This window comes from Persicirhabdus sediminis (genome assembly GCF_016595495.1).
GTDB classification, from domain to species: domain Bacteria; phylum Verrucomicrobiota; class Verrucomicrobiia; order Verrucomicrobiales; family Akkermansiaceae; genus Persicirhabdus; species Persicirhabdus sediminis.
The window spans coordinates 226,941-252,883 of the sequence record NZ_JAENIM010000021.1 but is presented as its reverse complement, the minus strand read 5'-3'; the positions used below and the strand labels follow the sequence as shown (position 1 = coordinate 252,883).

Here is a 25,943-nt window from a genome sequence, read left to right as displayed (position 1 = left end):
GGGGGGGAGGGCCTAAGGTTCGGGCAGCGCCCTGAAGGTGCGCTCGCCAGCTCGCTGAAAGTACGGGTTGTGGCGGCATGGTTTTGCTAGCTAGAAAGAGCTCCAGCTAGCTGGGAACCCAGCGGAAAAACCCAGAATGATTTGGCCAAATTCTGTGGCGATTATTGATTTTATATGGGCTCGTGGGTTTGCTGGTTGAAAAATGCCGTGCATTTTTTTTCGCCTGAAGGTGCGCTCGCCAGCTCGCTGAAAGTACGGGCTGTGGCGGCATGGTTTTGCCTGCTGGAAATGGCTCCAGCTAGCTGGGAACCCAGCGGAAAAACCCAGAATGATTTGGCCAAATTCTGTGGCGATCGTTGATTTTATATGGGTCCGTGGGTTTGCTGGTTAAAAAATGCCGGGCATTTTTTTTTAGCTGGCTAGCGAAGCTCGGTAGCTGGCGGCTGAGCAAAAAAATGGCGGGCTGGAAATTTTCCAGCCCGCCAGTTGATGTATGGGGATGATTCGGTTAGCGACGTTTTCTGCATAAGAAAGCAAGACCTGCTAGGCCAAGAAGTGCTGAGCTAGCGGGTTCAGGGATCACAGAGATGCCTGAGATTTCAACATTGTCCAAGGTAGTGGCAAAGTTGATATTGTTGTTTCTTGTGCCTACTAGAGCGATGGCAAAGATGATCTCGTCACCTGATATCGCACCTAGCGAACTCAGATCAATGTCGGTAAATGAGGCACTATTCGTCCTAACGAGGTTAGTGTCTAAGTTCCAGCCAGTTAAGCTTTCGTCAGCGGCTGTAGTTAACGACTGAGGAGCGGGACTGGCTGCTGTATTGCCTTCGAGGCTTTGCAAACCGCCTATCGCCACAAAGCCACTACCGTCGCCAGTGTCGGCATATAGTTGGTAATCCATTCTGAACGAAGTGTTCGAGGTGTCGTTGTAGGTGGTCGCGTCGAAGCTGAATGAGGCGCTGGAGAAGTCAAGCAGGTCTGGGGCCGTTGAATTTAATGTGAATGTTAGATAGGTTTCATCACCTGGACTGGGAACACCACCTGAAGGAGCGTGGTTGCCAAAACTACGGGATGAGACAAAAAACTCATTTTCGCCATCGGCGGCAATGCTGCTGTGTGAGCGTTCGCCATTTTTGGCTGTGCTGGCTGCTGGCACAGTTCCTTCGGTGAATCCAACGGCTGCACCAGTAATGGCGACGTCATCAGAGGCTCCGTTTCCATTGGCGTTGAAGTCGTATAGTACAGTTGCAGCTTGTAGTCCAAATGAGCTAATGGCTAGTGAAGCTGTTATGATCAGGGATAGTTTCATCATTGTTATGGATAGGTTTTGAGTTTAGGTGGAATGAATCATCTCACTTCTAATTATTTGTATTACAATTAATCATAATTATCCATTTCTTCAGACAGTCAATAAAGATCTTAACTTTCTGAGTGCTAGGGGATTGTATACGAGTTCTAATTTCTAGGTGTTTTGCCGCTCTAGCAGGATGCTGGCATCCTGATTGCCAGCTATCAATTCATTTGGATTCGGGGGATTTAAATGCAGAAGCAAATCGCTTAGCTAGCTAGGAAGGGAAATTTTTTATAGTTGAGATGTTTGGTAAGTGGGCAAAGAAAGTGGCTAGCCCACAGAGCGCACAGATTCTCTCGACAAGTGCGGCGGGGCGGTGCATAAGCGGGCCGCTATGGCATTGATTAATGAGAACTTTTTGAAGCTGAAGGCCGGTTACCTGTTCCCGGAAATTGGCCGTCGTGTAGGCGCATGGACACAAGCAAACCCAGAGCAAGCTGAGCGTTTGATCCGCTGCGGCATTGGTGATGTGACTGAGCCACTACCGTCATCTGTACGTGATGCGATGCACGCGGCAGTCGATGAGCAGGGAAATCGTGAGACCTTCCACGGCTACGGCCCTGAGCAAGGATACGCGTTTTTGCGTGACGCTATCGTTGAGAACCAGTTCGCTGGCTTAGACATCTCAGCTGACGAGATTTTTGTCTCAGACGGCTCTAAGTGTGACACTGGCAACATCCTCGACATCTTCGGTAAAGGTAACAAGATTGCTATTACTGACCCAGTTTACCCAGTCTACGTAGACACTAACGTGATGGCTGGAAACACAGGCGAAGCGGATGAAAACGGCGCCTACGATGGCCTCGTTTACCTCGAGTGCAACGCTGCTAACGGCTTTGTGCCAGCAGTTCCTGCTGAGAAAGTAGACCTGATCTACCTTTGCTATCCAAACAACCCAACTGGCGGTGTAGCTACTAAAGAGCAGCTGCAAGCCTGGGTAGACTACGCGCTAGCTAATGACTCTATCATCCTCTTTGATGCCGCCTACGAGGCATTCATCCAGGACGAGTCCATTCCTCATTCAATTTTCGAAATCGAAGGCGCTAAGAAATGTGCTATCGAGTTCCGTTCATTTTCTAAAAATGGTGGATTCACCGGCGTTCGTTGCGGATTTACTGTGATTCCTAAAGAACTCACTGTGAAAACATCAGCTGGCGAAGAAATCACTCTGCACTCGCTGTGGAGCCGCCGCGTGAGCACGAAGTTCAACGGCGCTAGCTACCCAGTACAGCGCGGTGCAGCTGCGGTATTCTCACCAGAAGGCAAAGCCCAAGTGGCTGAGCTGATCGAGCACTACATGGGCAACGCAGCACTGCTGCGCCAGACCTGCCAAGAGATTGGCCTCGAAGTATTTGGTGGCGAAAACGCACCATACGTATGGGTCGCTTGTCCGGAAGGCGTAGACAGCTGGGGCATGTTCGACAAGATGCTCGAAGAAGCTCAAGTCGTGATCACACCAGGTTCAGGATTTGGTGCTGCTGGCGAAGGCTACTTCCGCATCTCTGCATTCAACTCACGTGCCAACGTTGAAGAAGTCTGCCGCCGCATCAAGGCCAGCCTGTAATCAAGTTGACAAAAAAATACCGCGCGGGCATTCAGCTCGCGCGGTATTTTTGAAATATAAATCCAGCGGGATTAGAACCAGCCCTTTTTCTTGTTCACGTAAGTATCAACAAACTCCTGGTCGGACTTGGTGAGGTAAATGATTCCCTCGATCAAGCCAATGATGCTACCGCAGCCACAAGTGACAGCTGTAATAATAATTTGGATGATTCCTTCTTTAGTGTAACCCAAAACAAATTTGTGTATACCTAGACTTCCGAGTAGAATTCCGAGAACTCCAGCCATCACTTTTTTTTCTGCACCTGGTATTTGTGTATCAGACATAACACCTAACCCTCTACCATTCTAATCCTAGCGACCGCAAGCCAAAGACATGAAACCGTATAATAAAATCGCTGAAACTCAAACACCTGAAGGAAATCCATTAGAGCTGATCGAGCACGATGGTACCTACATGATTTGCTCTAACGGTGAACAGCTGATGACCAGCTACTCACATGGCTCTGAGGAAGAACTTGCTAGACTTGGCTGCGCGCCATTCCGCCCAGCCACCCAGCCAGTCGTTCTCATCGGCGGCCTCGGCATGGGCTACACACTCAGCGCGGCCAAAGAATCTCTGCCACAGAAAAAAGCCACCTTCATCGTATCCGAGTTTACCGAAGCTATCGTCGAGTGGAATAAAACTCACCTCGCGCCGCTGCATGATGGCAAACTGCTAGACGACGAGCGCGTGGTCATCAAGCTCGGCCCAGTGCAGAAGGTCATGCGCCAAGCTAGTGATAAATTTAACGTCATTCTCATGGACGTGGACAATGGCCCAGGTGCCTTCCACGGCAAAAAGAACGACTCAATCTACACGCTCAACGGCCTGCGCGACGCATGGAATGCGCTCAAACAAGGCGGCGTCTACGCCGTCTGGTCAGCGCGCCCAGATAAAGAATTCACCAAGCGACTCGAGAAAGTAGGCTTCAACGTCAACTGCGTCTCCGTCGACGCCGCCCATAAGGGCAACAAGCGCCGCCAGCACACCATCTGGCTCGCCACCAAAGGCAGCTACGTTTCGCAAAATAAACCACAGCAAAGACGCAGACGATAGGTCTAGCTTGAAAATCTAATCATTATAAAAAAGCTCACTTCGGGATGAAGTGAGCTTTTTTGTTGGGGTGGGTCGAGCTAGAAAATTAATTATGCGCTGGATATAACAGCTAGAATCGCTAGATCGAGGTAACGTTTGTTTATGAAAATTTGTTTATTATCTCTACTGGTGAGTTTTTGCAGTCTTGTAGCGTGTATAGCGGAGGTCAAATTGCCCTTTGCTCCAAGCATAGCTAAAGCAAAAAAAGCGATGGCGGGAGCTCATGAATATGAGCGTATTTATGCGCATGGCCTCGGGGATTATCGCGAATATCCAGATCTGTTTGCGAAGGTATCGTCCGTTGATGCAGCGAGTGATCCTGTCGCTTTACGTATCCGCGGGGAAATAGTGTTAGGTGGACATGTCAGAGATGAAGCACAGCGTGATTGTATTCCCTATTTGCAAAAGGCTGTAAAGCTGGGAGACGGCAGCGCTGCCGCAGTACTGTCTCGCTTGTATTTGCATGGATTTATCGTTGATAGGGATTTTGCGATCGCGCGAGAGTTAGCCGAATTATCTGTAGAAAGAGGAGCGCTGGCTGGATATCGCTATTTGATAAGTATTTATCAATACGGACTTGGCGTGGAGCGCTCAGAAAAGAAGGTGGCCGAGTTGAAGGAGTCGATGATCTCAAATTGTTTGAAAGCCTATGAGGCATTGGACTACGGAGGCACTTTGACTTTGATGTCATATTTATGTGAGATTAATGAGCACCGTCTTGCAGGGAAATTGTCGAGTTCTTTTTCTAAGGCGGGCAGTAACGAAGCGATGTTCCTAGAGTGTCAGCTCGCATTAATGCATAAGGATAGAGACAAACTGGGGAGATACTCAAAACGCTTATGGAACGGTGGGGTGCTTACCGCATTGAATTTCACGATGCTGTCGGCTTCGAACGCGGATCTTGTAAAAAGTGAGGAGTTTGCGGATATGTTAGATCTTGTTGAGGTCCACGGTCCTTATGCAATACAGTACTGTAGAATCGTGCGGCAACTGGCTAAATCAGGTGGCAAGATCGGCAAGCATGAATGGATGCATGAGGCCTTTATGAAGGCTGCCATAGCGGGGCAAGAACGATATCTACAGCACTACATGATGGTTGTTGGGGCTACAGGGACGAACAGTTGGCCTATCGGGAAAGAGACTCAGGTTTTTCGGGCTTTAAGCCTTTTGGGTAAGGAAGACTATTATATGCCACTATTATCGTGTTTGAATAGTTTGGCTGACGAGCAATCTATTGCCGAGGCTAGGGACTGGGTGGCGTACCTTGAAGCGACAGATTATAAAGATACTAGAGAAGGGGCGCAGCTACTGATGAAAAAATTCAGTACCAATTCGGCTGATTATGAGGAAACCGTCGAGAAATTATATAAGGATGGGAATGCTCATGGCATAGGGGAGAAGATGCGGCTAGCAAAGCGAAAGTATGATGAGACCGGTTCTGCTGCTGATAGAGATGAGTTGATTCGATTATTCTTAGAGTCTGCTAATAGTGATGAGGAACGCAGAGCTGAGATGTATTATTATGTAGCGGACCTATATATTGAAGCTGGAAATGAGTATGGTGCTCAAGCTCTAGAATATCTAGAGAAGTCTGCTGAGCTAGAGTATGAGGCGGCTCTGTTTCGTTTGGCTAGAATCTATGAAAAGCCAAAGAATTCAGCTGAGCTGGACATTGGAGGTAAAAGAGATGTGAAGCTATCTAAGCAATATGCAGAACGTGCAGCCAAGCTGAAGTACCCTGCCGCGATGCATTATTTGGCCAAAAAGTATGAGGATGGAGCAGAGGGTTATAAAAAGTCGCTAAAAACGGCCTGTTCATGGTATCAAAAATCGGCCAAGCAGGGCGATGCCTTCGGATTGGCGATGATGGGCTATTTCCTCGATGCTCGACCTGGAAATGAGGAGCGTAACAAAGCTGCAGGTGGCGCTGATATGGCGAAGTCTATCAGTTATTATGAGCAGTCTGCTAATTTGGGGAATAGCTTCGGCTCGTTCCAATTGGGTAGAATTTATATAGATGGCGCTCCAGGCGTGGAGATTGATTTGCAAGCTGCGGCGAAGTGGTTTGGCCTTGGGGCTTCTCAAGGTGATGCTAGGGGGGCAGGTGCTTATTTCGCTAGTTTTTATGAACCAAGTGACTCTGGCCCACTCAAGGAAAGGAACGCGGCTGTGGGTGGAGCAGATGTCGAAAAAGCAATCAAATATTACTCGGCCGCTGGAGAGGCGGGTAGTAGCTGGGCCTGCTACCGCCTAGCTAAAGTCTACCTGAATGGGCTAGCTAGTGGGGAGAAAGAGCTTAAGCTGGCTCATGATTGGTTCGAAAAAGGTGCTAAGCTCGGGGACAAAAGCTCCATGGGGATGTATGCTAGTTTTTATAATCCGATTGATAGGGATTGGGCTAAAGAGTGGAACTCAGTCGTCGGCGGTGCTGATGCAGTAAAAGCGATTCATTGGTATCAAAAAGCAGCCGAAGCAGGTAATGTATGGGCGAACTCACAGCTAGGAGATCTTTACTCTTATGCTTCAGAAGGTTTTGAGAAAGATTTACGGAAAGGATTTGATTACTACTCAAAAGCAGCAGCGGCTGGAGATGCATATAGTAATCACTGCTTGGGCTGCTTCTATCTGCCTAATAATGAATATTGGGCAATAGAGAGAAATGCTGTAGTTGGTGGTGCGGATATGAAGAAAGCTGAAGAGTACCTTTTGAAAGCTGCAGAAGCGGGGCGTGGTTCTTGTTATAATGTATTAGGAGGTAGCCATGTCAGCGAGTTTTTTGGTGCAGATTCCAGTTTTGACAAGGCCGTTAGCTACTTTAAAAAGGCGATCGAGCTGAAGTGTTACGATGCTTATGGCAGCCTAGCGTGGCTCTATGTCTTAAATAACGATGATTATAAAGCAGCGATGAGCCTGATTGAAAAGTGCCAAAAGGTAGGGGAAGATGATAACTGGCAGAGTGATTATTATAAAATCTTGTATCATGGCAGCGCTCAGAGCAATCCATACTACGACCCAGCAAAGGCGTTAGAGGGGTATAAGCAAACGATCTCCAAGAACGAGAAAAAGCGTAAAGAGCACGGGTATCATTCAAGCAAAAGGCATATTGCCCATATGTATCGCTTAGGTGTTCACCCAGAGGGGAAAAACTGGGAGAAAGCGCAGGAAATTTATCTAGAAATTCAAGATGTTAGTGCAATGGCGAAGCGCTGGGCTGATGCTTACCCTAACTGGGCTGGCATGGAGGAAGATAAATATTAGATCTAGCTGGGAAATCTAATCATTAGAAAAAGCTCACTTCGGGATGAAGTGAGCTTTTTTGTTAATTTTAGTCGGTCTGATTAAGTTAAATGTTAGTTTTCAGCTTTACGCTGATTGATTAGACTTTATACGAAGGGCATGGTTTTAAGGTTCGTTAGATTGTGGGTGCTTTTACCGCTGCTCATTGCATTTTCTTCATCAAGTGAGTTAACTGCTGAGCCGATTTCGAAGTATGGTGGGATTTCAGGAATTCGATTTTCAGGGAACAAATCATTCACCGAGACTGAACTGAAGCGCGGGCTTGAGCGTCATTTTATGACATTTCAAGCCAAGCTAGCTGGTTCACCAGCGGATAGTTTTTATGCAATGGCCGCGAATTTGGTAAAATCTGGTTACCAACGCAATGGGTTCCTAGACATTACAGTTGATTTTGAGCTCGCTGAAGATTTTGTTAGCGTGAAGATAGTCGAGGGCGCCGTTTATAAATATGGTGAAGCAAAACTTTCTATTGTCGGGATGGAGCGTCACGACGGGATGGAAGATCAATTGATTCAATTTCTAACGAGCCCGAGAAGAATGGATGCTCTGGTTAGTCAGCCCGTTGAGCCGTTATTTAAATCTGGCGACCACGCTGATGGTACCGATGGGAAACTAAAACATATTGCTTCAAGTATTGAGACTTATTTGGAGGCGAAAGCCTATACTGCAGGAGAGATTAAGGTAAGTGGAGCAACGCGAGATGGACGTGTTTATGATATAAGCGTGAGTTCAAGCAAACCGCTTAGAGTCAACAAGGTTGGGAAGTTGAAGTTCAGTGGAGCTAAAGATGCAAAACAACGGAAGTATTTAAATGCTCTGCTAGCTGATTTCAAAGGAGTTGTAGCTAACGACGAGGTGTTGGCTAAGATGAAGTCTACTATTTTGGCTACCTATCAGTTCAGTGATTGTTCTGTGTCATTAGGCAATGAAGATGATCAGGTAGCAGTCAGACTAACGACTCAAAATGACGCGCCTCCCTTGGATGAAATTGACGAAGACGCCGAGAAATTGTTCACTCTGATGGATGAACTTTGTAACCAGCTAGCTAGAAAAAATGATTTTGAAGTTAGGGTTGAGCTTCTACATGAAGGGCAAGCCTGTTTGCTGAAATTTGGCAGCGTGGAAGAAGAGGCTGGCCCAACCGTCTATTATTCTTTTGAGGGCTTTTCAGAGAATGCGGTTTCGGGGAAACTGTTGGCTGCTGGCGATCTAGCCACATTCACTAGCTTTTGTAAGCTTTCTCCAAGTAAGGGAGGTGACGGTGACTATGAAATGAACTTAGGAGTAGGATGTCCAACTGCATCAGGAGCCGCTTCTGAGGTCTTGAGTGTCAAACTTCTTCCAACAGGGCTGATTAAGTATGATTCGCGGGAATCTATCGAACTGACTGTGGATGACTCCGCTCAAAACGGTGAGAAGGTATTTTCCTATACTAAGGACGACATGAAATTCAAAATTGTGGAGGGGGCCGCGGGTGAATTGATCAGAGTTAGATGTGGGAATGTTGCTGATTTTGGCTACCAGGCGGTAGAGATTCGTTTTGATAATATTTCTCTGCCTGAGAATCTATCAGAGCCTAGTCTTAGCCAATTTGTTTGTGACCTAAGCCAGTGTGGATTGACTGGATTCAATCGGATTTCTCGTCAGTGGAACGAGGAACTAGAACCACTTCAGGAGTTAGAGAAGGTTTTAGAGAAAGATGGTCCGCAAATAGAAAAAGCGATATCACGTTTACTCATGTTACTGGGTGCTGAAGACGGTGCTCGTTTTGATCCGCCGCAGCCTAGTGATTTGCCGCAGGCTTATGAGATGATGTTTACCGTGTTGATCTTCTATGATTATTTGTTTGCTCAAGTACCTGATGATGCATGGCTTTTAGCTAATCATGAAGACCTCGTTTTGCTCTACACAGGTAAAGGCGAGCAGATTTTGTCTAGTTTGCTAGATCGCTTTGAGAAAGATGAAATTGGCCCAGTAGAGCTGTATGCATACGCATTGTTATTTGACTCGAATGATAGCTCACTAACTCCACTAGTGGCCGAGATGGCTGAGCATAAATGTAAGCTCGAGTCGCTAACACCTGAATTGGTCTGGATTCATCGAGACCTTAGCCGCTTGCTCGAAGCTGGGCAGGGAGATTTTGATTTTTTATTAGATTATCTGCCGGAGTCTTTGGGGATAGATCGCGGTGATTTTGCAAATACGAAGGGCATGAGCATCGTCGAGAAGTTTAAAAAAACTCGCGAGCTTACGCTGTGGCTAAAAGACGCGTCGTATAAACTATCAAATAAGCGAGTTAAACGAGCTGGCCTAAGCCAGAGTAAGGTGCAGTTGGCTAACTATCAGCGGGCATTTGATATGGGCATAGCGAATGGAGCTCTCTTGTTGGGCGACATACAGCGGAGCAGTAAGTTAACAGCTAGTCCGAAGGAGGCAGCGAAGTATTATGAGGCTGCGATAGAAGCTGGAAGTGGGATGGCATGTGATCGCTTGGCCTGGATGTATCGTGACGGTGAACTAGGGGGGAGCGCAGATCTGGAGAAAGTATTTTTCTATTCTAAGAAAGGTGCGGAATTGAAGCAGCTTAACTGTATGGAAGACTATGCTTCATTTTATGATCCCAGTGATGCGGATTGGATCAGGGAAAGGAATGCCGTTGTGGGTGGCGCAGATGTCAAGAAGGCCATCAAATCTTATTCTGTAGCAGCCAATGCTGGTAGTGCTTGGGCCTGTAACCGTCTAGCTAGAATCTATCTGAATGGTCTAGCTAGTGGGGAGAAAGAGCTGAAATCGGCTCATGATTGGTATAAATGGGGATCTAAGCGAGGCTGTGAGGATTCGATGGCGATGTATGCTTCGTTTTATGATCCCAGTGATGAGGATTGGGCTAAAGAGCGGAATATCGTCGTAGGCGGGGCTGATGCGGATCTGGCAATTAAGTCATACAAAGAAGCTGTTGATAAGGGCGAAAAATGGGCTGCTTCTAGATTGGGTGAACTGTATAGGAATGGACCTGATGGCGTGGAGAAGGATCTGAAAAAGGCTCTGAAGTGGTATGAAAAAGCCGCTGAGTTGGGGCATGGTTACAGTACCTATATGGTAGCTACATATTATTTCCCCTATAATGAAAACTGGGTTCTGGAAAGAAATGCCATTGTGGGAGGGGCGGATATAGCGGAAGCTGAGGCGAAACTGCTAAAAGCTGGAGAATTGGGCTACAGCTATAGCTATTATAGTCTTGGAGACATGCATTCTTATAAGGCGTTGGGAGATAAATCGAGTTTTGAGAAAGCAATTGAATACCACTCGAAGGCGATTGAACTAGAAAATGACGAGGGCTATAGTGGATTGGCTTCCGCTTATATGATTTGGAAAGAAGATTATGCAAAGACGTTCAGCTACATTGAAAAAGCCCGTGCCGCTGGAGAGACTGACTATACAGAGTCGCTTTATCGACTCATGCTACATCATGGCAATGCGCAGATAAATCCCTATTTTGATCCAGCTAAGGCGGTAGGCCTCTATAAAGATGTAGTCGCTGACTTAGCTGATGATAGAGAGAAGTTTGATTATTACACAAGTAAGCGTAATATAGCCAATATGTATCGCTTAGGCGTTCATCCAGAGGGCAAAAACTGGGAGAGAGCGCAGGAGATCTATCTAGAGATCCAAGACCTTAGTGCAATGGCGAAGCGCTGGGCGGATGCTTATCCTAACTGGGATGGCATGGAGGAAGATAAATATTAGATCTAGCTGGAAAATCTAATCATTAGAAAAAGCTCACTTCGGGATGAAGTGAGCTTTTTTTGTTGGGAGAGAGTTTGGGCTTAGCTGCGTTTGCGGCGTGCTAGCAGGCTGATGCCTGATAGGGCGACGAGCACAGCTGATGATGGCTCGGGCACGATGGTGGCGTTGAAGCTGATCCATTCGGATTTCAGTCCGAAGTTATTATTTCTGGCGTTATCGAGATATGAATCCCACTCGACGGTGACATCGCCGACGCCATCTGGCAGGGTGATAGACCATTGGTCGCTATCGTTATTTAGGTCTGTTGTATAATAAAATGTCTGGGTGCTGGAAAATGATAGACCGTTAGTGGCGGTGAAGCCTGGATCATTGCCAGCGGCAATTTCTTCTCCTTGGGCGTAGAATGAGTTCAGCATGGTGGAGCTGAGTTGGCCCGCTGGATCATTAACTAGCGCTGTGCCGCCACCGCTCCAGCTGAGGGTGAATGTGGCCATTTGCTCTAGGTATGATACACCATTGTCACCCGATAGATTGTTGTAGGGTGATTGAGAAATAGTGATGTTGCCGATTTGATAGCCATCGTCAGCGCTTGCTGAGAAATTGACTGTTAGCGGGGCTTCGTTGGCGGCACTTTCATTGGTACTATCATTTCTGAAAGTGGTCTGAATGCCTAAGCTGCCAGCTTGGGGATCTTTGTTGGTTCCCGAGTCATTGTACCAGCCGTAGGGGGCAGTGTCGGCACCTGTGGTGGTCACATCAGTGGTGACGCTCCAGGTCCCTGAGCCTCCATTATCTGTGAAGGTTCCACTGGCATAATCCTTGTCGTTAGTTGCGCTGAAGCTGTCTGTGATGACAAAGACGCCTGCGGAACAATGCATGGGGATGAGGAAACTTAAGGCGAGAAGTTGGTGGGATTTCATTGTGGGGTGATTTGCTAAGGGGTGGCTCTGCTGAGAGAGAATGTTTGATGTCTTGTTGGTTGACGGACGCAGACTTAGTGAGATCTGTAGGATGGGTCAAATAAATATATTTAATAGGTGAAACTTGTCGTTGTTGCGTCATGAATCGATTTTCTTAATTTATGGAGGACGAGCCGCTGGAGAAGGCTAGTGAGGGGAGCCAAATCAAGTAATCAGTGCAGGGTTGGCACTTTTTTGAGCACAAAAAATAGGCGACCGAATGGCCGCCTATTTGCATGTAAAATTCTGTTTCAACTGGATTAAAGGAGCCAGCTGAAATTGCTTAAGAGGTCTGGAATATTAAGCCAATCCGCTACGTTCTAATAATGGTGTGAGCTCTGGGTCACGGCCCATGAAGTTGCGGTAGAGTTCGTCAGCTGGTTTTGAGTTTCCTTTGGAGAGGATGTGCTGGCGGAATGCTTGACCAACTTCTGGGTTGAGGATGCCTTCTTGCTGGAAGCGGGTGAAGGCGTCGGCGTCGAGAACTTCGGCCCATTTGTACGAATAATAGCCAACGGCGTAGCCGGTAGGTGATGAGAATACGTGGGATAGACGACGGGCGATGGATGGTGTCTCGGTGGCTAGCTCGGCGCGGTAGTCAGCGAGGATTTCTCTGTCGACTTCATCGAGGTCGCGGCCGCGGAACTGGTCGATGCTGAGGTGGAGTTCGAGGTCGAGCTTGCCGATGCTGAGCTGGCGCATGAATCCTGTGGCGCTCATGTAGTTGCGCGCGGCGAGCATTTTCTGGAAGAGCTCTTCGGGGATAGTTTCGCCGGTATCGTAGTGGCGGGCGAAGAGGTCGAGCGTTTGCCGCTCCCAGCAGAAGTTTTCCATGATCTGCGATGGCAGCTCAACGAAGTCCCAGGCGACGTTGGTGCCGGAGAGGGATTTGATTTCTACATCACCGAGCAAGTGGTGGAGCAGGTGGCCAAATTCGTGGAAAACGGTTTCGACTTCGCGATGGTTGAGCAGCGCAGGTTTGCCGTCGACGGGTTTGGTCATGTTGCCGCACATCAGCCCGAGGTGTGGCTGGCGTGGCTGATCTCCAGCTGGTGGCAGGCCGGTTTCGAATGAATTCATCCAAGCGCCGCCGCGTTTGGAGGCACGTGGGTACCAGTCGGTATAGAAGCTACCTAGCAGCTCGTCGTTTTGGTTGTCAAAGATGTCAAAGAACTGGACGTCTTCGTGCCATGTGTCGATTTTTTCAGCGCTGGTATCGCGCTCTTGGATGCGGATGTTGTACAGCTGGCTGACGATGTGGAACATGCCTTCCATGACTGGCTGCATGGGGAAATACGGACGCAGTGCTTCTTCATCGAAGTCGTAGAGTTCTTGGCGGCGTTTTTCTGCCCAGTAGCCAGTTTCCCATGGTTGCATGGTTTCTGGCTGGCTGCTGGTTTTTTCAGCTTTGTACTGGCGCAGCTGGTCGACGTCATCTTTGAATGCGTCTTGGATGCGGGCGTGCAGGTCGTTGGTGAAATTCATGGCGGTGGCGCCAGATTTGGCCATGCGCCGGTTGAGTGTGAGATCGCCAAAGTCTTGGAACCCGAGGATGCCAGCTTTCTCGTGGCGTAGCTCGAGCACTTCCCAGATGATGTCGGTATTGTCGTAGTCACCGAGGCCAATTTGGCAGTTGGCTTGCCAGATTTCTTTGCGCAATGAATCGTCGTCAGCGTACTGGAGCACTGGGCCCATCGACGGGTATTGCAGGTTGAACAGCCACTTTGGCTCGTCGTCGGTGGCGAGGTTTTTGGCTTTGGCCATGGCGAGCGCACCGGCGATGGCGGATTCTGGCAGGCCTGCGAGGCGTGCGGCATCGTCGACAACGAGCTCCCACGCGTTGGTGGAATCGAGCACGTTTTCACCAAATTTCTGGGTCAGCTCAGACAGGCGAGATTGGATTTCTGAAACACGTTGTTTTTTATCCGCAGGCAGGGCAGCGCCGGAGTCGATGAAGCTGGAGCAAGTTTCGTCGACAAAGCGTTTTTGGATTTCGCTCAGCTGGCTGGCTGCCGGGCTGTCGGCGAAGGTTTTGAGCCGTTGCCAGATTTCCTCATCCAGCGCGATGGATGCGTAAAATGCAGATATGGTGGGCAGCATGGCATTGAGCTGGGCGCGCTGCGCTTCGTTGTCGTTAACGGAGTCTAGGTGCTGCAGGCGTCCCCAGCCGCGGTCGAGTTCATCGGTGGATGATTCCAGCGCGCCGAAGGTATTGTCGTAGCTGAGCTGGTCCAGTGGCAAGTCGCGCAGTTGCTGGAGGTTTTCTTTGGCTAGGCGGAGCCCTTCGTTGAGGTCGGCCTCGATGCGGTCGGCAGTGAGCTGTGACCACGGAATGTAAAAATCATCAGAGAGAAATGGATGCGCATTGGGCATACATCCAAGAGACGGCAGGATGGATGTGGATTCAAGCGTAGAGTTGGCTGATTCCGCCATCGAGAGGGAGTGGGGTAATTTTTTGATCGAATTGCAGTGGTCGATATAATGGGCAAGAGAATGGCGTGGTTTTGAGTTTGCTAGTTCTAGAGCTTCGGTTTTCAGTAGGTGGAGAGAATTCATGGAAGAAAATCAACAACGAGCCGTGGTGACGGGCGGTCAGGGTGAGCTGGCGCAGGCGATTGTGGCTGAGCTAGCTGGCTGTGGGCTGGAGGTTTTGGCTCCTGGGCGCGCTCAGCTGGATGTGGCGGATGGCAGCTCGGTGGCTGATTATTTCCGCCAGCTGGAGAATGATGGTGGGGTGGATTTGTTGGTTTGTAATGCGGGGCTGGTGCGCGATGGGCTTTTGCTGAAGATGTCTGAAGCCAGCTGGGATGAGGTGATGGATGTGAATTTGGCTGGGGCGATGCGCTGTGCGCAGGCGGTGCTGCGCGGCATGGTGAAGCGGCGCAGTGGGCATGTGGTTTTGATTTCGAGTTTTTCCGCGGTGAAGCCACCAGCTGGACAGGTGAATTATGCGGCGGCAAAGGCGGGGTTGCATGGATTTGCTAAATCTCTAGCTGCGGAGGTGGGCGGACGCGGTATCCGCGTGAATGTGGTGATGCCGGGGTTTTTGCCATCGAAAATGACGGCGCATGTGGCTGGCGCGGCGCGCGAACGTGTAGAGCACGGGCATGTGATGGGCGGGGTGAGCGATGCGGCTGATGCGGCTAAGTTTATCCGCTTCCTGCATCTGGAGATGGCGCGGACGTCTGGGCAGATATTTAACCTCGACGGCAGGGTGATGAGCTAGATGGAGGAGCGAAAATACAGACCGGAGCTGGCGGTGGTGGAGGATTTTTCTGTCATCGATGAATGCGATGACTGGATTGTGCTGGGCAAGCCGGCGCCATTGCTGGTGCATCCAACTGGCCAGAGGTCGGCGTTGACGCTGCTGGGTGGTGTGGAGGAGCTGCTGCGCTACGAGGCGATCACGGGAAATTTGAAACTGAGCATCATCAACCGGCTGGACCGCGAAACCAGTGGTGTGGTGTTGATGGCGAAGAATAAATCATCGGCTAGGTATTTTGGCCGCGCTATGGAGCGACGGTTATTTTCTAAACAATATCTGGCGATGGTGGTTGGCTGGCCTGAGTGGGATGAGCTCGCTGTGGATGCGCCAATTGTCCGTAGGGGCGAGGTGGAGGAGTCGGATGTGTATATCCAGCGCATGGTGCATCCAGCTGGTCGTGAGTCGACGACTCAGCTGGAGGTAGTGGATCGCTTTGAGCGTGCTGATGGGAAATTTTCGCTGGTGCGTGTGTTTCCAAAAACGGGGCGGACGCATCAGATTCGTGTGCATTTGGCGCATGTTGGTTATCCTATTGTGGGGGATAAAATTTACGGTCCAAGCCCGGTATTGTACCAAGAATATGTCGATTTTGGTTGGTCGGCAGATTTGGCGAGCCAGCTAATTTTACCACGACAGGCTCTGCATTGTGAAAAAATGAGCGTGCAGCTGGATGATCACCAGCTGGAGTGGGTTTGCCCATTAACGGCAGATTTACAGGCATTTTTGCATGGGCAGTGATGCGTGGGTGGCTAGGATGGCGGCATGGCAAGATTAGATGATTTGGTGCGCTGGATGAATGAGGAGCTCAATCTGAGTGAGGTTCCTGATTATTCTGGCGCGATGAATGGGCTGCAGCTGGCAAATTCTGGCGAAGTAAATAAAGTGGCGACTGCAGTGGATGCGTCGTTGCCGGTTTTTGAAAAGGCAGTGGCAGCTGGTGCGGATTTATTGATCGTGCATCACGGTATGTTCTGGCAGGGCGCGCAGATGCTCACGGGGGCTAATTATAAAAAAATCAAGCTGGCGATGGATAATGATATGGCGGTTTACAGCGCGCACATCCCGTTGGATGTTCATCCGCTTTTTGGCAACAATGCCTGTCTTGCCCGTGAGATAGGCATGTCTGATGCGCAACCGTATTTTCCATGGAAAGGGATCCAGCTAGGATTGAAACAAAATATGGAAATCAGCCGTGACGAGCTGCGAGCTCGCCTAGAAAAGGCAGTCGGTGGGCCGGTCCACGTCTGCCCAGCTGGCCCCGAGAAAGTTGGTATGGTCGGTTTAATTACTGGTGGCGCTGGCTCAGAAGTTCAAGCTATGGCAGACGCTGGTATTCAAACTTATATCACAGGTGAAGGGCAGCATTGGACTTATCCATTGGCTGAAGAACTCGGCGTGAATTTGTTTTACGCTGGCCATTACGCAACGGAAACATTTGGCGTGAATGCGCTGAGTGAGGTGTTATCCGGGAAATTCAAACTAGCTAAAGAGGCCATTATTCATCCTACTGGACTATAGCTTGTTATGAAAAAGGTTGCGGTAGGATGGCATTAAGGTTAAACTTTCGTTCGATTTGGATTTATTGAAAACCTAGGCAAAAACTTAAACGATATTTAGTTACGACATGGGGTGTTCAAAAACGTTCAAATAAATTATAAAAAAAATGAGATTTTGCTTGTTGGGATCCCCCAAGCAAGGTTAGAAAGTAATGTATCGGTCACCTTTTTAATGAGGGAATCGTTCGGAAAATCATTGATTTTGGTTGATATCACGAGGGTTAAACCACAGCGGATGACAACTAAAGTCGCTTAAACAGAAATAAATCTTATGAAAAAAACCACAAAATTCGCGCTCTTCTCAGCTGCGCTTGCTGCTGTGACAGCAGTGGCCCCAGCACAGGCAGCTGATTGCGTCAGCGTTGCAAATACAGTCAAAAAGGCTGTGGCTGACTCTCCAGGTGATTTGCTTGAAGTCGTAGCCAAAACAGTTTCCGCTAATGAGTCTTGCGCATGCGAGATCGTTAAGGCTGCTATTATTGCTACTGAAGCTGAAAAAGAACTCGTTGCAGCTATCGCATCTACTGCGATGACAGCAGCCCCAGACAAAGCTCGTATCATTGCTCAGTGTTCTGTTGCTGTTGCTCCTGATGCTCTGGCTGAAGTTCAGGCAGTTTACGTTAAGTTTGCTGCAAATAGTGGTGAGTCCGGTTATAGCTCAAAAGGTGGCGAGAAAAGTGCCAAAGGTGCTAAAGAGCCAATCGCTAAACCAGCATCAAGCAACCCACTTGATTTCCCAAATGGTGGTAACGACTTTAACCCAGTAGGTCCAACAATCGGTGGTCCGGGTGGTTCTCCTCTTCTTCCTGCAGGTGTGCCTGTCGGTCAACCACCTGTAGTGACTCCTCCGGCGGCATCTCCTGACGCCCCTAATAATGGCGGTGGTAGCCAAGGTTTTGGCTCTGACGAGACCTAGGATTGTAAATTTTTTTAACGAATACATTATTAATACAAGCTATGAAAAAAACTATTTTTGCTGGAGCAATCGCGATTGCTTCAATGGGAGTGGCGTCAGCGCAGGGTCTTTATGACCTTGCTCCAAACGACGATGCGCAGGAAAGCTCACCAGTGAAGTGGTATGCGACTGCAAACGTTGGTTATGACGACAATGTAACTCCAACAATCACATCTGGTCCAGGTCACGAGCAATCAGCTGGTTACCTCAGCGCTTATGTAGGAGCTACTTTTGTGAGTGTGACTCCACAGACTACATGGGATGTTTACGGACAAATCGGTGGTATTTACTATTTCGATCCTATCGTGACAAGCAATGGCACTGACACCGAAGATCTCTTTGGTGAAGCGCGTTTAGGTTTCAATATCACCCACCGCGTGAGTGAGCGACTTCGTTTGTCTTCACGTAACTATGTCTCCTATGAGATGGAGCCAGATTACGCTTACGGCATGTCATCTGACCGTTCTCTTGAGCAGTACCTCTACTACCGTACCGATAACTCAATTGGTTATCAGTGGACTGAGCGTTTTGGTACCTATGCAGGTTTTGCAATCTATGGTGCTGATTACCAAAATTCAGCTTCTGCGAATGATCGAACAACATGGGAAGCATACCTTCAGTTACGCTACCGTGCAACGCCTCAGACCGTTTGGACTGCAGGTTACCGCTATGGTCAGACAGATAGAGATGTCCTTGGTGATAGCACCAGTCACTATTTAACTGTAGGTGTTGAACATCGTTTCAGCCCAAATACTGTATTTGCCGGTAACATCGGTGCACAGATTCGTGATACTGATAATGGCTCAGACGGAACTTCTCCATATATTGACCTTGCGCTGCGTAGTCAAGTTAATGAGCAGTTCGGATATCGTTTGTTTGCTCGCTACGGCTACGAAGATTGGGATACAACACAGGGTATTGATGGCGTAGGACTTGTTGCTTATGATACTAACGAAACATTCCGTTTTGGTATCACAGGTGATTATATCGTTTCTCCTCAACTTACTTTGTTTGCAGGAGCAAATATCATCTACACTGACTATTCAGATGGTGTGAGAAGTAATGGAACTGCAGGCCCGAATACGGACGTTTCTCTGTACAACTTGAACATTGGTTTTGCATACGCGATCAATGATGCTTGGTCATTAACTGGTTCATATAACTACACCAACTCAATTTCCGACGATATTTCAAGTCGTGACTACTCACGTAACCGTGTTCAAATCGGTGCACGTGTAGACTTCTAATTTTCTGTCGAAAATTCCGAACGTATTTGCTGCCGCGGTGTCTTACACTGCGGCAGCTTTTTTGTTTTACAAAAATGGCTTTAGTCCTCAGAACCTACTAGCGTTATTAATACAAAGTCTATGCAAGATCCTAATCCCAACCAGAGCGAGGTGTCGCTTCATGCCATTGATTATTGGCAAGTGCTCAAAAACCGATATGGCGTCATTTTGCTAACCTTCCTTCTGGTCTTCTTAACGGCAGCTGTGATCACGCAGGTGATGCCTGAGAAGTATGAAAGTAAGGCGCTAGTGGAAGTACGCCCAATTAATTACAGTAATGTTTCTTCGCGCGTTCGCGAAGTTTCTGGCCCGCAAATGACAAGGCAGTTCTTTAATACTCAGTTTGAGGTCATTGTTGCCAACGAAAATTTGAGTAGAGCGATTGAGTTGATTGCTTTAGATAATAAGTGGAGTAAAAGTCAGGCTGAGACTTTGCTCCAGCTGAGAAGTATCATCGATACCCGTCAGCGCCGCGGAACTGACCTGATTGAAATCTCCGTGCGCTATAAAAATAAGGCGGAGGCTAAAATTATCGCACAGGCGGTTGTAGATGCTTACGAAGCTGGTCGTGAGGCACGTGAAAAAGAGCAACGTGTATCAACCATCAATTCACTGGATAAACAGTTGCAGTCACGTAAAGATCGTGTGCAGGAGTTACGCAGTAACTTGATGAACATTGCAGACCGAGTTGGGGTGGTTTATATTGAGGACGAGCGTGGCGGCAGTAATATCCGCGGCCAGGCCAACCTCATTGATTTGGCTCAAACTCAGCTTTATGAAGTTGAGCGTGAAAAGGAAGAACTGAGCTTTCAGATTACCCAATTGCTCAGTTTAGAAGATGAGCAATTGATTAAATTTGTATCCGATTTGCCGGATACAGGGATGAAGGGCGTTTATGATGAATATATGTCATCGAAACGCTCATTAGAGTCATTGAAGGCATCAGGCTTGGGAGCGAAGCACCCAGAAGTGCGTATGCTTGAGCGTAATATTTCTGAATTGAAAAAAGATTTGGAATCAAGAACGAGTGGGGTTCGTGAGCTTCTTCAGCACCGTTTGACTCTGATAGAAGGGCGAGTCAATAAGATGAAATCTGTAGTGGATTCACAGGGGCAGGATGAACGTATCCGTGCTCGTGAAGTTCAAGAGTTTAACAATGCTCGCCGTGAATATAAGAGTGCGCTTGAGTTCCGTAACGAGCTAGAGCTGAAGGTGGAGAATGAAAAGGCCTCTCTCATGGTTCCGCCGAATACTATCACCATTCACGAACGACCAGTGGAAGGGATGTCACCAGTAAGCCCGAATGTCGTGCTTAACCTTGGCTTAGGTGCCGTGGTTGGTCTCATCTTCGGTGTGGGCATTGCCTTCTTCCTAGAATTCCTAGATACCTCAGTGAAGAGCTTGGAAGATGTTGAAAGATATCTCAACGTGCCAGTTCTTGCTGTTGTACCAAAAGATGTTGGTGTGCTGCATAAGCAAGGTGGCATGAGCCCTGATGCGGAGGCATATCGAATTCTACGAACGAACATCGAGTTCAACCGTAAGAACCCAGAGGACAACTCAATCACCGTGGTTTCTGGTGGGGCTGGTGAAGGTAAATCAACTACCATGGTCAACCTCGCGTATATCTGTGCGCAGGGTGGTTATACCACATTGATGATTGATGCTGATTTGCGTCGTCCACGCCTACATACATTCTTTGATATCAATAACTCAGTAGGTCTTACGAACTACCTGACTACGGATCTCTTACTTGAGGATGTCATTCTGCAAACACCAATTGATAACCTGTACTTCATGCCGTCAGGTGTGTTGCCAGCGGATGCAGCTGGTATTTTGAACTCACGCCGCATGTCTGAGCTCATCCTAGATGTGAAGCAGCGCTTTGACCTTGTTTTGGTCGATTCACCTCCAATCCTAGGTGTTTCTGACGCGTCCGTTTTGGCCAGTGAAGTTGACCTCACTATGATTGTTGTTCAGCACCGTAAACTGCCTAGACAGATGCTCATGCGAGTGAAGCAAGCGGTTGAAAATGTAGGTGGTCAAGTGATTGGTGTAGTGCTCAACAATGTTGACGTACGCAGTGATAGCCAGTACCAGTATTATACGAGTTATTATACTTACTATGCGCCAACGACTGGCGAGGAAGTCTTGCCTGATGGTGGCACGGTGAAGAAGCCAGCTGCTTCAGCTAGCCGACCAGCTGCACAAGCTCCAGCAAGTAACGACGAAGACCTTTATTAATAACCAAACCATGGCTGCGAGATCGTGGTGAAAGACGAGTTCGCAGCCTATTTATGAAAGCTATGAAAATGATAAGTTTCAAATCCCTACTCACCATGATGTTGTCAATGGTGATGTCATTGACCGCAATGGCGGACACGATCTCTACGGGCGAGATGCTGAATATCTCTATCCGCGGGGTACCTGGTGGCGAGCAAACTCGTATCACGGGGCAATATGTCGTGAGCACGGATGGTCTGCTTTACCTGCCACTTTTAGAAGGTGGCATTAAGGCCAGCGGGCGTACTTCGTCCTCGCTGTCTAGATCTATCGAGGCGGCATACAAAAATGCAGAGGTTTACACCAACCCGCGCATCACTGTGATTTCCAATAAGAACAAGGAAGAATCATTAATTGACCGCAAAGTGGTCACGGTTGGTGGTCATGTTAAGCGCCCTGGGCCAGTTCCATATCTTCGTGGTATGACCTTGTATGAGGCGGTGACGGCGGCTGGGGGTGAGACTGCCTTTGGTTCCATCCAGCGTGTTGAGCTGTTCCGCAAAAATAAACGCTACGTTTACGATCTGCGTAAAACCGCTCACAAAGGGCTGAAAATCTACGAGGGAGACAATATCAACATTCCTCAGAAAGACTGGCTGGGTAATTAATCCCGCCGAAATCCTTTATAGGCTCAGCTGGAATTCCAGCTGGGCCTTTTTCGTAAATCCCCAGTTGCTAAATTCGTCACCAAAATGAATAATGCCTACATGAGATGGTTCTTCTTCACCGTAATCCTAGCGATCTTCACAGCCTCGCATGCGCAGGCTGAGGAACCACAAATTTGGATCGATCAGCTTAGTAATGAAAGTTATGCCAAACGAGATCAGGCGACTGAGCAGCTCAGGCAATGGGGGAAGGCGACGTTGGATGAATCGCTCCCGCTGATCTATCAAGGATATGCCAAGGAAGAATCCCCAGAGGCGAAGAGGCGCCTGTTTGGCTTGCTCAAAGAGTTAGTTATCTTCCAGCGATTTCCGCGTGAGCGTGGGTACGTGGGGATCACCATGAATGATATTCGAAAGGGGCAGATGGATGTCCCCTATAACTGCGTGCTTGTTAGGTCGCTGATGCCAGATGGTCCAGCTTTCCGCGGTGGGCTTCAGCTGGATGACAAAATCTTCGAGCTTAATGGTCAGAAATTTCACGACCAAGTGGCGCCAACTGGCCAATTTGGGCAACGAGTAGCGGATATGTTTGAGGGCGACGAGGTGACTTTGAAGGTGCTGCGTGGCGACAAAGAAATAAAGCTTACCCTAGAGCTAGGCCGCTGGCCTGAAGAGCTTAAGCGGCAGAGTCGGATCAAATTTGAAGACGTCCAGCACCTCAAGGAAGCCTACTTCAAAAACTGGCTGAAAGAGCAACAAGCAAAGCAGGCTAATCTTCAACCTTAGTTGAGTTGGCTACCACATAGCTGCGGTCGACAAGGTCGATCTGCGGCGGGTTTTTCTCACTTTCAAATTGGTCGTATGCTGGTTTGAGCGACTGCCAAAATTGAATCTCTGAGTGGCTGGCAAAAGATTCCATTTGCTCAGCATCCATACGAAATGGAAAACAATGCACAGGCACCTCGTTTTGGCCTCCAGCTAGAGCCGCGGCGCAGAGCGAGTAGATCTCCTCAATCATTGGATCAGTCATGGCAAAGCAGCCCGCCGAGACGCGCCCCCCATGAACCATGATGAACGATCCAGTGCGTTCATGAGCGCGATCGTAGGCGTTAGGGTAGCCAATGTTGAAAGCTAAATGGTAACGGCTGAGGGGATGGAGTAATCCTTTGTTAGTGGCGTAGAAACCCTCAGGTGCTTGGAAATCACCCTCCTTCAGCTTGGGGCCGATCTCTCCTGACATGGCGGCTACCGAGTAGGTTTTTGCCAGCTGATAGGAAGATTTGTCTGCGCCCTTCATCCAGAGTTCCAGCTGGCGTTCCTTTTTGAAAATTCGGATGTAGACTGGATCGCCGATAGCCAGCCCTTTCACCTCCAGCTGGCTAGGCATGTATTTGGAGACTTTCTCCATCGCTTTCGCAGCTCGCTCGGGGTCGTCAGAAGAAATGTCTGACGATTCGTTAGGTTTAGCCGCCTTACAGGCAAGTATGCCTAGTGAGCCGATTAGGCTAACGGCTAGTAATCCTTTTACCCAAGTGAGCTGGTCAAACGGTCTCATTAGATTAACTTAGTGGGCTCCAGGCAGATTTTACAAATCCTTGCAGACGCTGAGGATCGGTCGCGCTGGTTTTTGCTAGGAATCCACTGTTATGTACAAAGTGAACATCCTCTTCATCGCTGATCGCATTAAAGTCCATCTGCGGGTGATCATTGAAGCGGGCGACACCATAACCTCCAGCTCGGCGGTCTGGATAGATGATCGCGGCAACTTCATTTTCCAGCTGGCGACTGAGGATGTAGCGGCCCAGCCCCATAGATGGTTCGTCGGCAAGTGGTTCAGTGCGCGGCAAAAAGATCGCTTTGATCGTCTCATTGCCAGCTGGAATCTCCCAGTGCTCACAGTGAGATTCAATGTAATCTAGCTTCTGGCGAAGGTTTTGCACGTAGTCTAGCATGTCTTCGCCTACCATCTTCATCACTTCGTAAATTGGATTTCCAGCTGCTAGTTCATCATGTTTGGCAAAGCGACGTAGCAGGGTGATATCGATTGGTGAATTCAGTTTTGCCATGGCATCACGTTCGACTCCTAACCACTTGGCTGTCACCCCCGGGCCGCGTGTATCAAACCACTCAGCTGGCTCTAACCAATCGCAAAATGCCTTAGCATCATCATATACACCGAGGTGCTGAAGGATGAGAGAAATAGAACAACACGGTGGATAGTCGCGCGGGAATTGGTGATGGTCAAAATTGCGATTTTCCGGTGAGTGTTCGCCGCCAATGTCTACCACACAAGTTTCTTTGTCAGCCAGATCCTCAGCGCTGGGTTCACGACGATAAATGGGCACATTGTAAAGTGAAACGAGCAGGCTACAGGCGATAAATTCATCTTTATGGGCACCTCCTGGATGGGTAACAATTTGTTTTATATTCATGGCGACTGGCGTGGACGTCAACTTATCTTGCTGCGGGTAATCTGCAATCTATCAGCAGAGAATAAAGTGAATCGTCAAATCATGACAATTTGGCTTTCCATTAGCACTCAAAATTGGTTTTCTTAACGCCAACAAACCTTGTCCTATGAGCCAATCAGAATCATCTCCCGTCTATAAACGCGTTATTTTAAAACTCAGTGGTGAAGCCTTAAGAGAAGTTGGCAGCCAGGATAATATTTCCCCAGAAATCGTCGAGCGAATTGCTAGCGAAATCAGAGCAGCCAAGGATGCCGGTGATGTAGAAATCGGCGTCGTTGTCGGTGGTGGTAACTTCTGGCGTGGTGCCAGCGCCAGCGCTCGCGGTATGGACCGTCCAACAGCTGACTACGTTGGCATGATGGCTACCGTGATGAATGCTCTGGCACTGCAGGGTGCGCTCGAAGCTGAAGGTGTTGAATGTGTGGTTCAATCCGCCATTGAAATGCGCAATGTAGCCGAGCCATTTGTGCGCCGTAAGGCATCTCGTCATCTAGCAGCTGGTACAGTAGTGATCTTCGCCGCTGGAACAGGCAACCCATTCTTCTCAACTGATACGACTGCCGCGCTGCGAGCCAGCGAAATGGGGGCAGACGTGGTCATGAAAGCGACCATGGTAGATGGCGTGTACGACAGCGATCCTAAGAAAAACCCGGATGCGGTCCGCTACGATACCATCGACTATCAAACATGTATTCGCGAGGAGCTTAAAGTCATGGACTCGACTGCTTTCAGCCTGTGCATGGACAACCACATTCCTATCGTCGTTTTTGATCTGGGCAAAAATGGAAATATCACTAAGGCTCTCGGCGGCGAGAATATCGGAACCGTCGTAGAGTAAATTTCAATTTCTAAAAACTAATCTAATTATGGAACCAACTACAGTCATCAAAGAAGTAGAAGACGCGATGAACAAAGCCGTTGAGTACATGGGCACAGAGTTTTCTGGTGTTCGTACAGGCAAAGCATCACCAGCTCTGATCGAGAACTTAGACGTTCACGTGGCGAGCTACGGAACCAAATCAAAGCTCAAAGCTCTCGCTGTGATCACTGTGCCTGAACCACGCATGCTCATGGTTCAGCCATTCGATCCTAGCACCGTTAAAGATATCGAAAAAGCGATCATCGAAAGCAACGTTGGCATCAACCCATCTAACGAAGGTCGTAGCTTGCGCCTGCCAGTACCGGAACTCTCAGAAGAGCGCCGCCGCGATATGGTGAAGATGGTCAAAGGTCTCGCAGAAGACGCACGCGTTCGCGTTCGTGCATGCCGTAAAGATGGCATGGACAAAGCGAAGAAGATGAAAAACGAAAATGCCCTCACTGAAGATGGCCAGCGTGATTTCGAGAACCAAGTTCAGGAACTCACTAACGCAGCGATTAAAGAAATCGATCGCATCTTCGCTCTGAAAGAGGAAGAAGTAATGACCGTCTAATTGCTGAGACAATTAAATTTAAAAAGCCTCTAGC

General features: G+C 48.5%; 20 protein-coding genes. 14 read left to right on the top strand and 6 right to left on the bottom strand.

Annotated features, from left to right (window positions below):
• Nucleotides 1-508 precede the first annotated feature (508 nt).
• Nucleotides 509-1,315, bottom strand: coding sequence for a PEP-CTERM sorting domain-containing protein (locus tag JIN82_RS04605; protein WP_200310467.1), 807 nt, complete (start codon nt 1,313-1,315; stop codon nt 509-511).
• Nucleotides 1,316-1,688: 373 nt separating this feature from the next.
• On the opposite strand from JIN82_RS04605, the gene JIN82_RS04600 reads away from it, so the two are divergent.
• On the top strand, nt 1,689-2,918 hold the full coding sequence (locus JIN82_RS04600; RefSeq protein WP_200310466.1) for an LL-diaminopimelate aminotransferase: 1,230 nt from the start codon (nt 1,689-1,691) through the stop codon (nt 2,916-2,918).
• A gap of 71 nt (nt 2,919-2,989) precedes the next feature.
• Here JIN82_RS04600 and JIN82_RS04595 read toward each other — a convergent pair whose 3' ends face one another.
• Nucleotides 2,990-3,241, bottom strand: coding sequence for a TM2 domain-containing protein (locus tag JIN82_RS04595; protein ID WP_200310465.1), 252 nt, complete (start codon nt 3,239-3,241; stop codon nt 2,990-2,992).
• Between the two features lie 49 nt (nt 3,242-3,290).
• Here JIN82_RS04595 and JIN82_RS04590 point away from each other — a divergent pair, with 49 nt between their 5' ends.
• The 3 genes from JIN82_RS04590 to JIN82_RS04580 all read left to right on the top strand — a co-directional run bounded on the left by JIN82_RS04590 (nt 3,291) and on the right by JIN82_RS04580 (nt 11,096).
• Nucleotides 3,291-4,013, top strand: coding sequence for a polyamine aminopropyltransferase (locus JIN82_RS04590; protein ID WP_200310464.1), 723 nt, complete (start codon nt 3,291-3,293; stop codon nt 4,011-4,013).
• A gap of 141 nt (nt 4,014-4,154) precedes the next feature.
• The gene (locus tag JIN82_RS04585; protein WP_200310463.1) at nt 4,155-7,310 is read left to right on the top strand and encodes a tetratricopeptide repeat protein; all 3,156 of its coding nucleotides are present in this window, start codon (nt 4,155-4,157) and stop codon (nt 7,308-7,310) included.
• A 366-nt stretch (nt 7,311-7,676) separates the two neighbouring features.
• Entirely contained in the window at nt 7,677-11,096 is a 3,420-nt protein-coding gene (locus JIN82_RS04580) for a tetratricopeptide repeat protein (protein ID WP_234041767.1), read from the top strand.
• Nucleotides 11,097-11,176: 80 nt separating this feature from the next.
• On the opposite strand, the gene JIN82_RS04575 is transcribed toward JIN82_RS04580, so the two are convergent.
• Nucleotides 11,177-12,016, bottom strand: coding sequence for a PEP-CTERM sorting domain-containing protein (locus tag JIN82_RS04575; protein WP_200310461.1), 840 nt, complete (start codon nt 12,014-12,016; stop codon nt 11,177-11,179).
• 339 nt (nt 12,017-12,355) lie between these two features.
• Nucleotides 12,356-14,488, bottom strand: a complete 2,133-nt coding sequence (locus JIN82_RS04570; protein WP_234041766.1) for a M3 family metallopeptidase — start codon at nt 14,486-14,488, stop codon at nt 12,356-12,358.
• 121 nt (nt 14,489-14,609) lie between these two features.
• Between JIN82_RS04570 and JIN82_RS04565 the strand changes: the two genes are divergently transcribed.
• From JIN82_RS04565 to JIN82_RS04530, 8 genes are all read left to right on the top strand, one after another.
• Entirely contained in the window at nt 14,610-15,281 is a 672-nt protein-coding gene (locus JIN82_RS04565) for an SDR family NAD(P)-dependent oxidoreductase (RefSeq protein WP_200310459.1), read from the top strand.
• A complete protein-coding gene (locus JIN82_RS04560; RefSeq protein ID WP_200310458.1) occupies nt 15,282-16,058 on the top strand; it encodes an RluA family pseudouridine synthase in 777 nt (258 codons plus the stop codon).
• Nucleotides 16,059-16,082: 24 nt separating this feature from the next.
• Nucleotides 16,083-16,838: a Nif3-like dinuclear metal center hexameric protein gene (locus tag JIN82_RS04555; protein WP_200310457.1), complete on the top strand. Its 756-nt coding sequence runs from the start codon at nt 16,083-16,085 to the stop codon at nt 16,836-16,838.
• Nucleotides 16,839-17,147: 309 nt separating this feature from the next.
• Entirely contained in the window at nt 17,148-17,792 is a 645-nt protein-coding gene (locus JIN82_RS04550) for a hypothetical protein (RefSeq protein ID WP_200310456.1), read from the top strand.
• 41 nt (nt 17,793-17,833) lie between these two features.
• Nucleotides 17,834-19,078: a porin family protein gene (locus JIN82_RS04545; protein WP_200310455.1), complete on the top strand. Its 1,245-nt coding sequence runs from the start codon at nt 17,834-17,836 to the stop codon at nt 19,076-19,078.
• Nucleotides 19,079-19,198: 120 nt separating this feature from the next.
• Complete coding sequence (locus JIN82_RS04540; RefSeq protein ID WP_200310454.1) at nt 19,199-21,361, top strand: GumC family protein; 2,163 nt, start codon at nt 19,199-19,201, stop codon at nt 21,359-21,361.
• Nucleotides 21,362-21,423: 62 nt separating this feature from the next.
• Complete coding sequence (locus JIN82_RS04535; protein WP_200310453.1) at nt 21,424-22,008, top strand: polysaccharide biosynthesis/export family protein; 585 nt, start codon at nt 21,424-21,426, stop codon at nt 22,006-22,008.
• An 84-nt stretch (nt 22,009-22,092) separates the two neighbouring features.
• The gene (locus JIN82_RS04530) at nt 22,093-22,791 is read left to right on the top strand and encodes a PDZ domain-containing protein (RefSeq protein WP_200310452.1); all 699 of its coding nucleotides are present in this window, start codon (nt 22,093-22,095) and stop codon (nt 22,789-22,791) included.
• On the opposite strand, the gene JIN82_RS04525 is transcribed toward JIN82_RS04530, so the two are convergent.
• The gene (locus JIN82_RS04525) at nt 22,775-23,560 is read right to left on the bottom strand and encodes a L,D-transpeptidase family protein (protein ID WP_234041765.1); all 786 of its coding nucleotides are present in this window, start codon (nt 23,558-23,560) and stop codon (nt 22,775-22,777) included. The two genes, JIN82_RS04530 and JIN82_RS04525, sit on opposite strands and share 17 nt — an antisense overlap.
• A 4-nt stretch (nt 23,561-23,564) precedes the next feature.
• The gene (locus JIN82_RS04520) at nt 23,565-24,437 is read right to left on the bottom strand and encodes an MYG1 family protein (protein WP_200310451.1); all 873 of its coding nucleotides are present in this window, start codon (nt 24,435-24,437) and stop codon (nt 23,565-23,567) included.
• Nucleotides 24,438-24,582: 145 nt separating this feature from the next.
• Between JIN82_RS04520 and pyrH the strand changes: the two genes are divergently transcribed.
• Together pyrH and frr are read left to right on the top strand one after the other, a co-directional pair.
• The gene (pyrH, locus tag JIN82_RS04515; protein WP_200310450.1) at nt 24,583-25,314 is read left to right on the top strand and encodes a UMP kinase; all 732 of its coding nucleotides are present in this window, start codon (nt 24,583-24,585) and stop codon (nt 25,312-25,314) included.
• A 28-nt stretch (nt 25,315-25,342) separates the two neighbouring features.
• Nucleotides 25,343-25,909, top strand: a complete 567-nt coding sequence (frr, locus tag JIN82_RS04510) for a ribosome recycling factor (protein WP_200310449.1) — start codon at nt 25,343-25,345, stop codon at nt 25,907-25,909.
• The last annotated feature ends 34 nt before the right edge of the window (nt 25,910-25,943 follow it).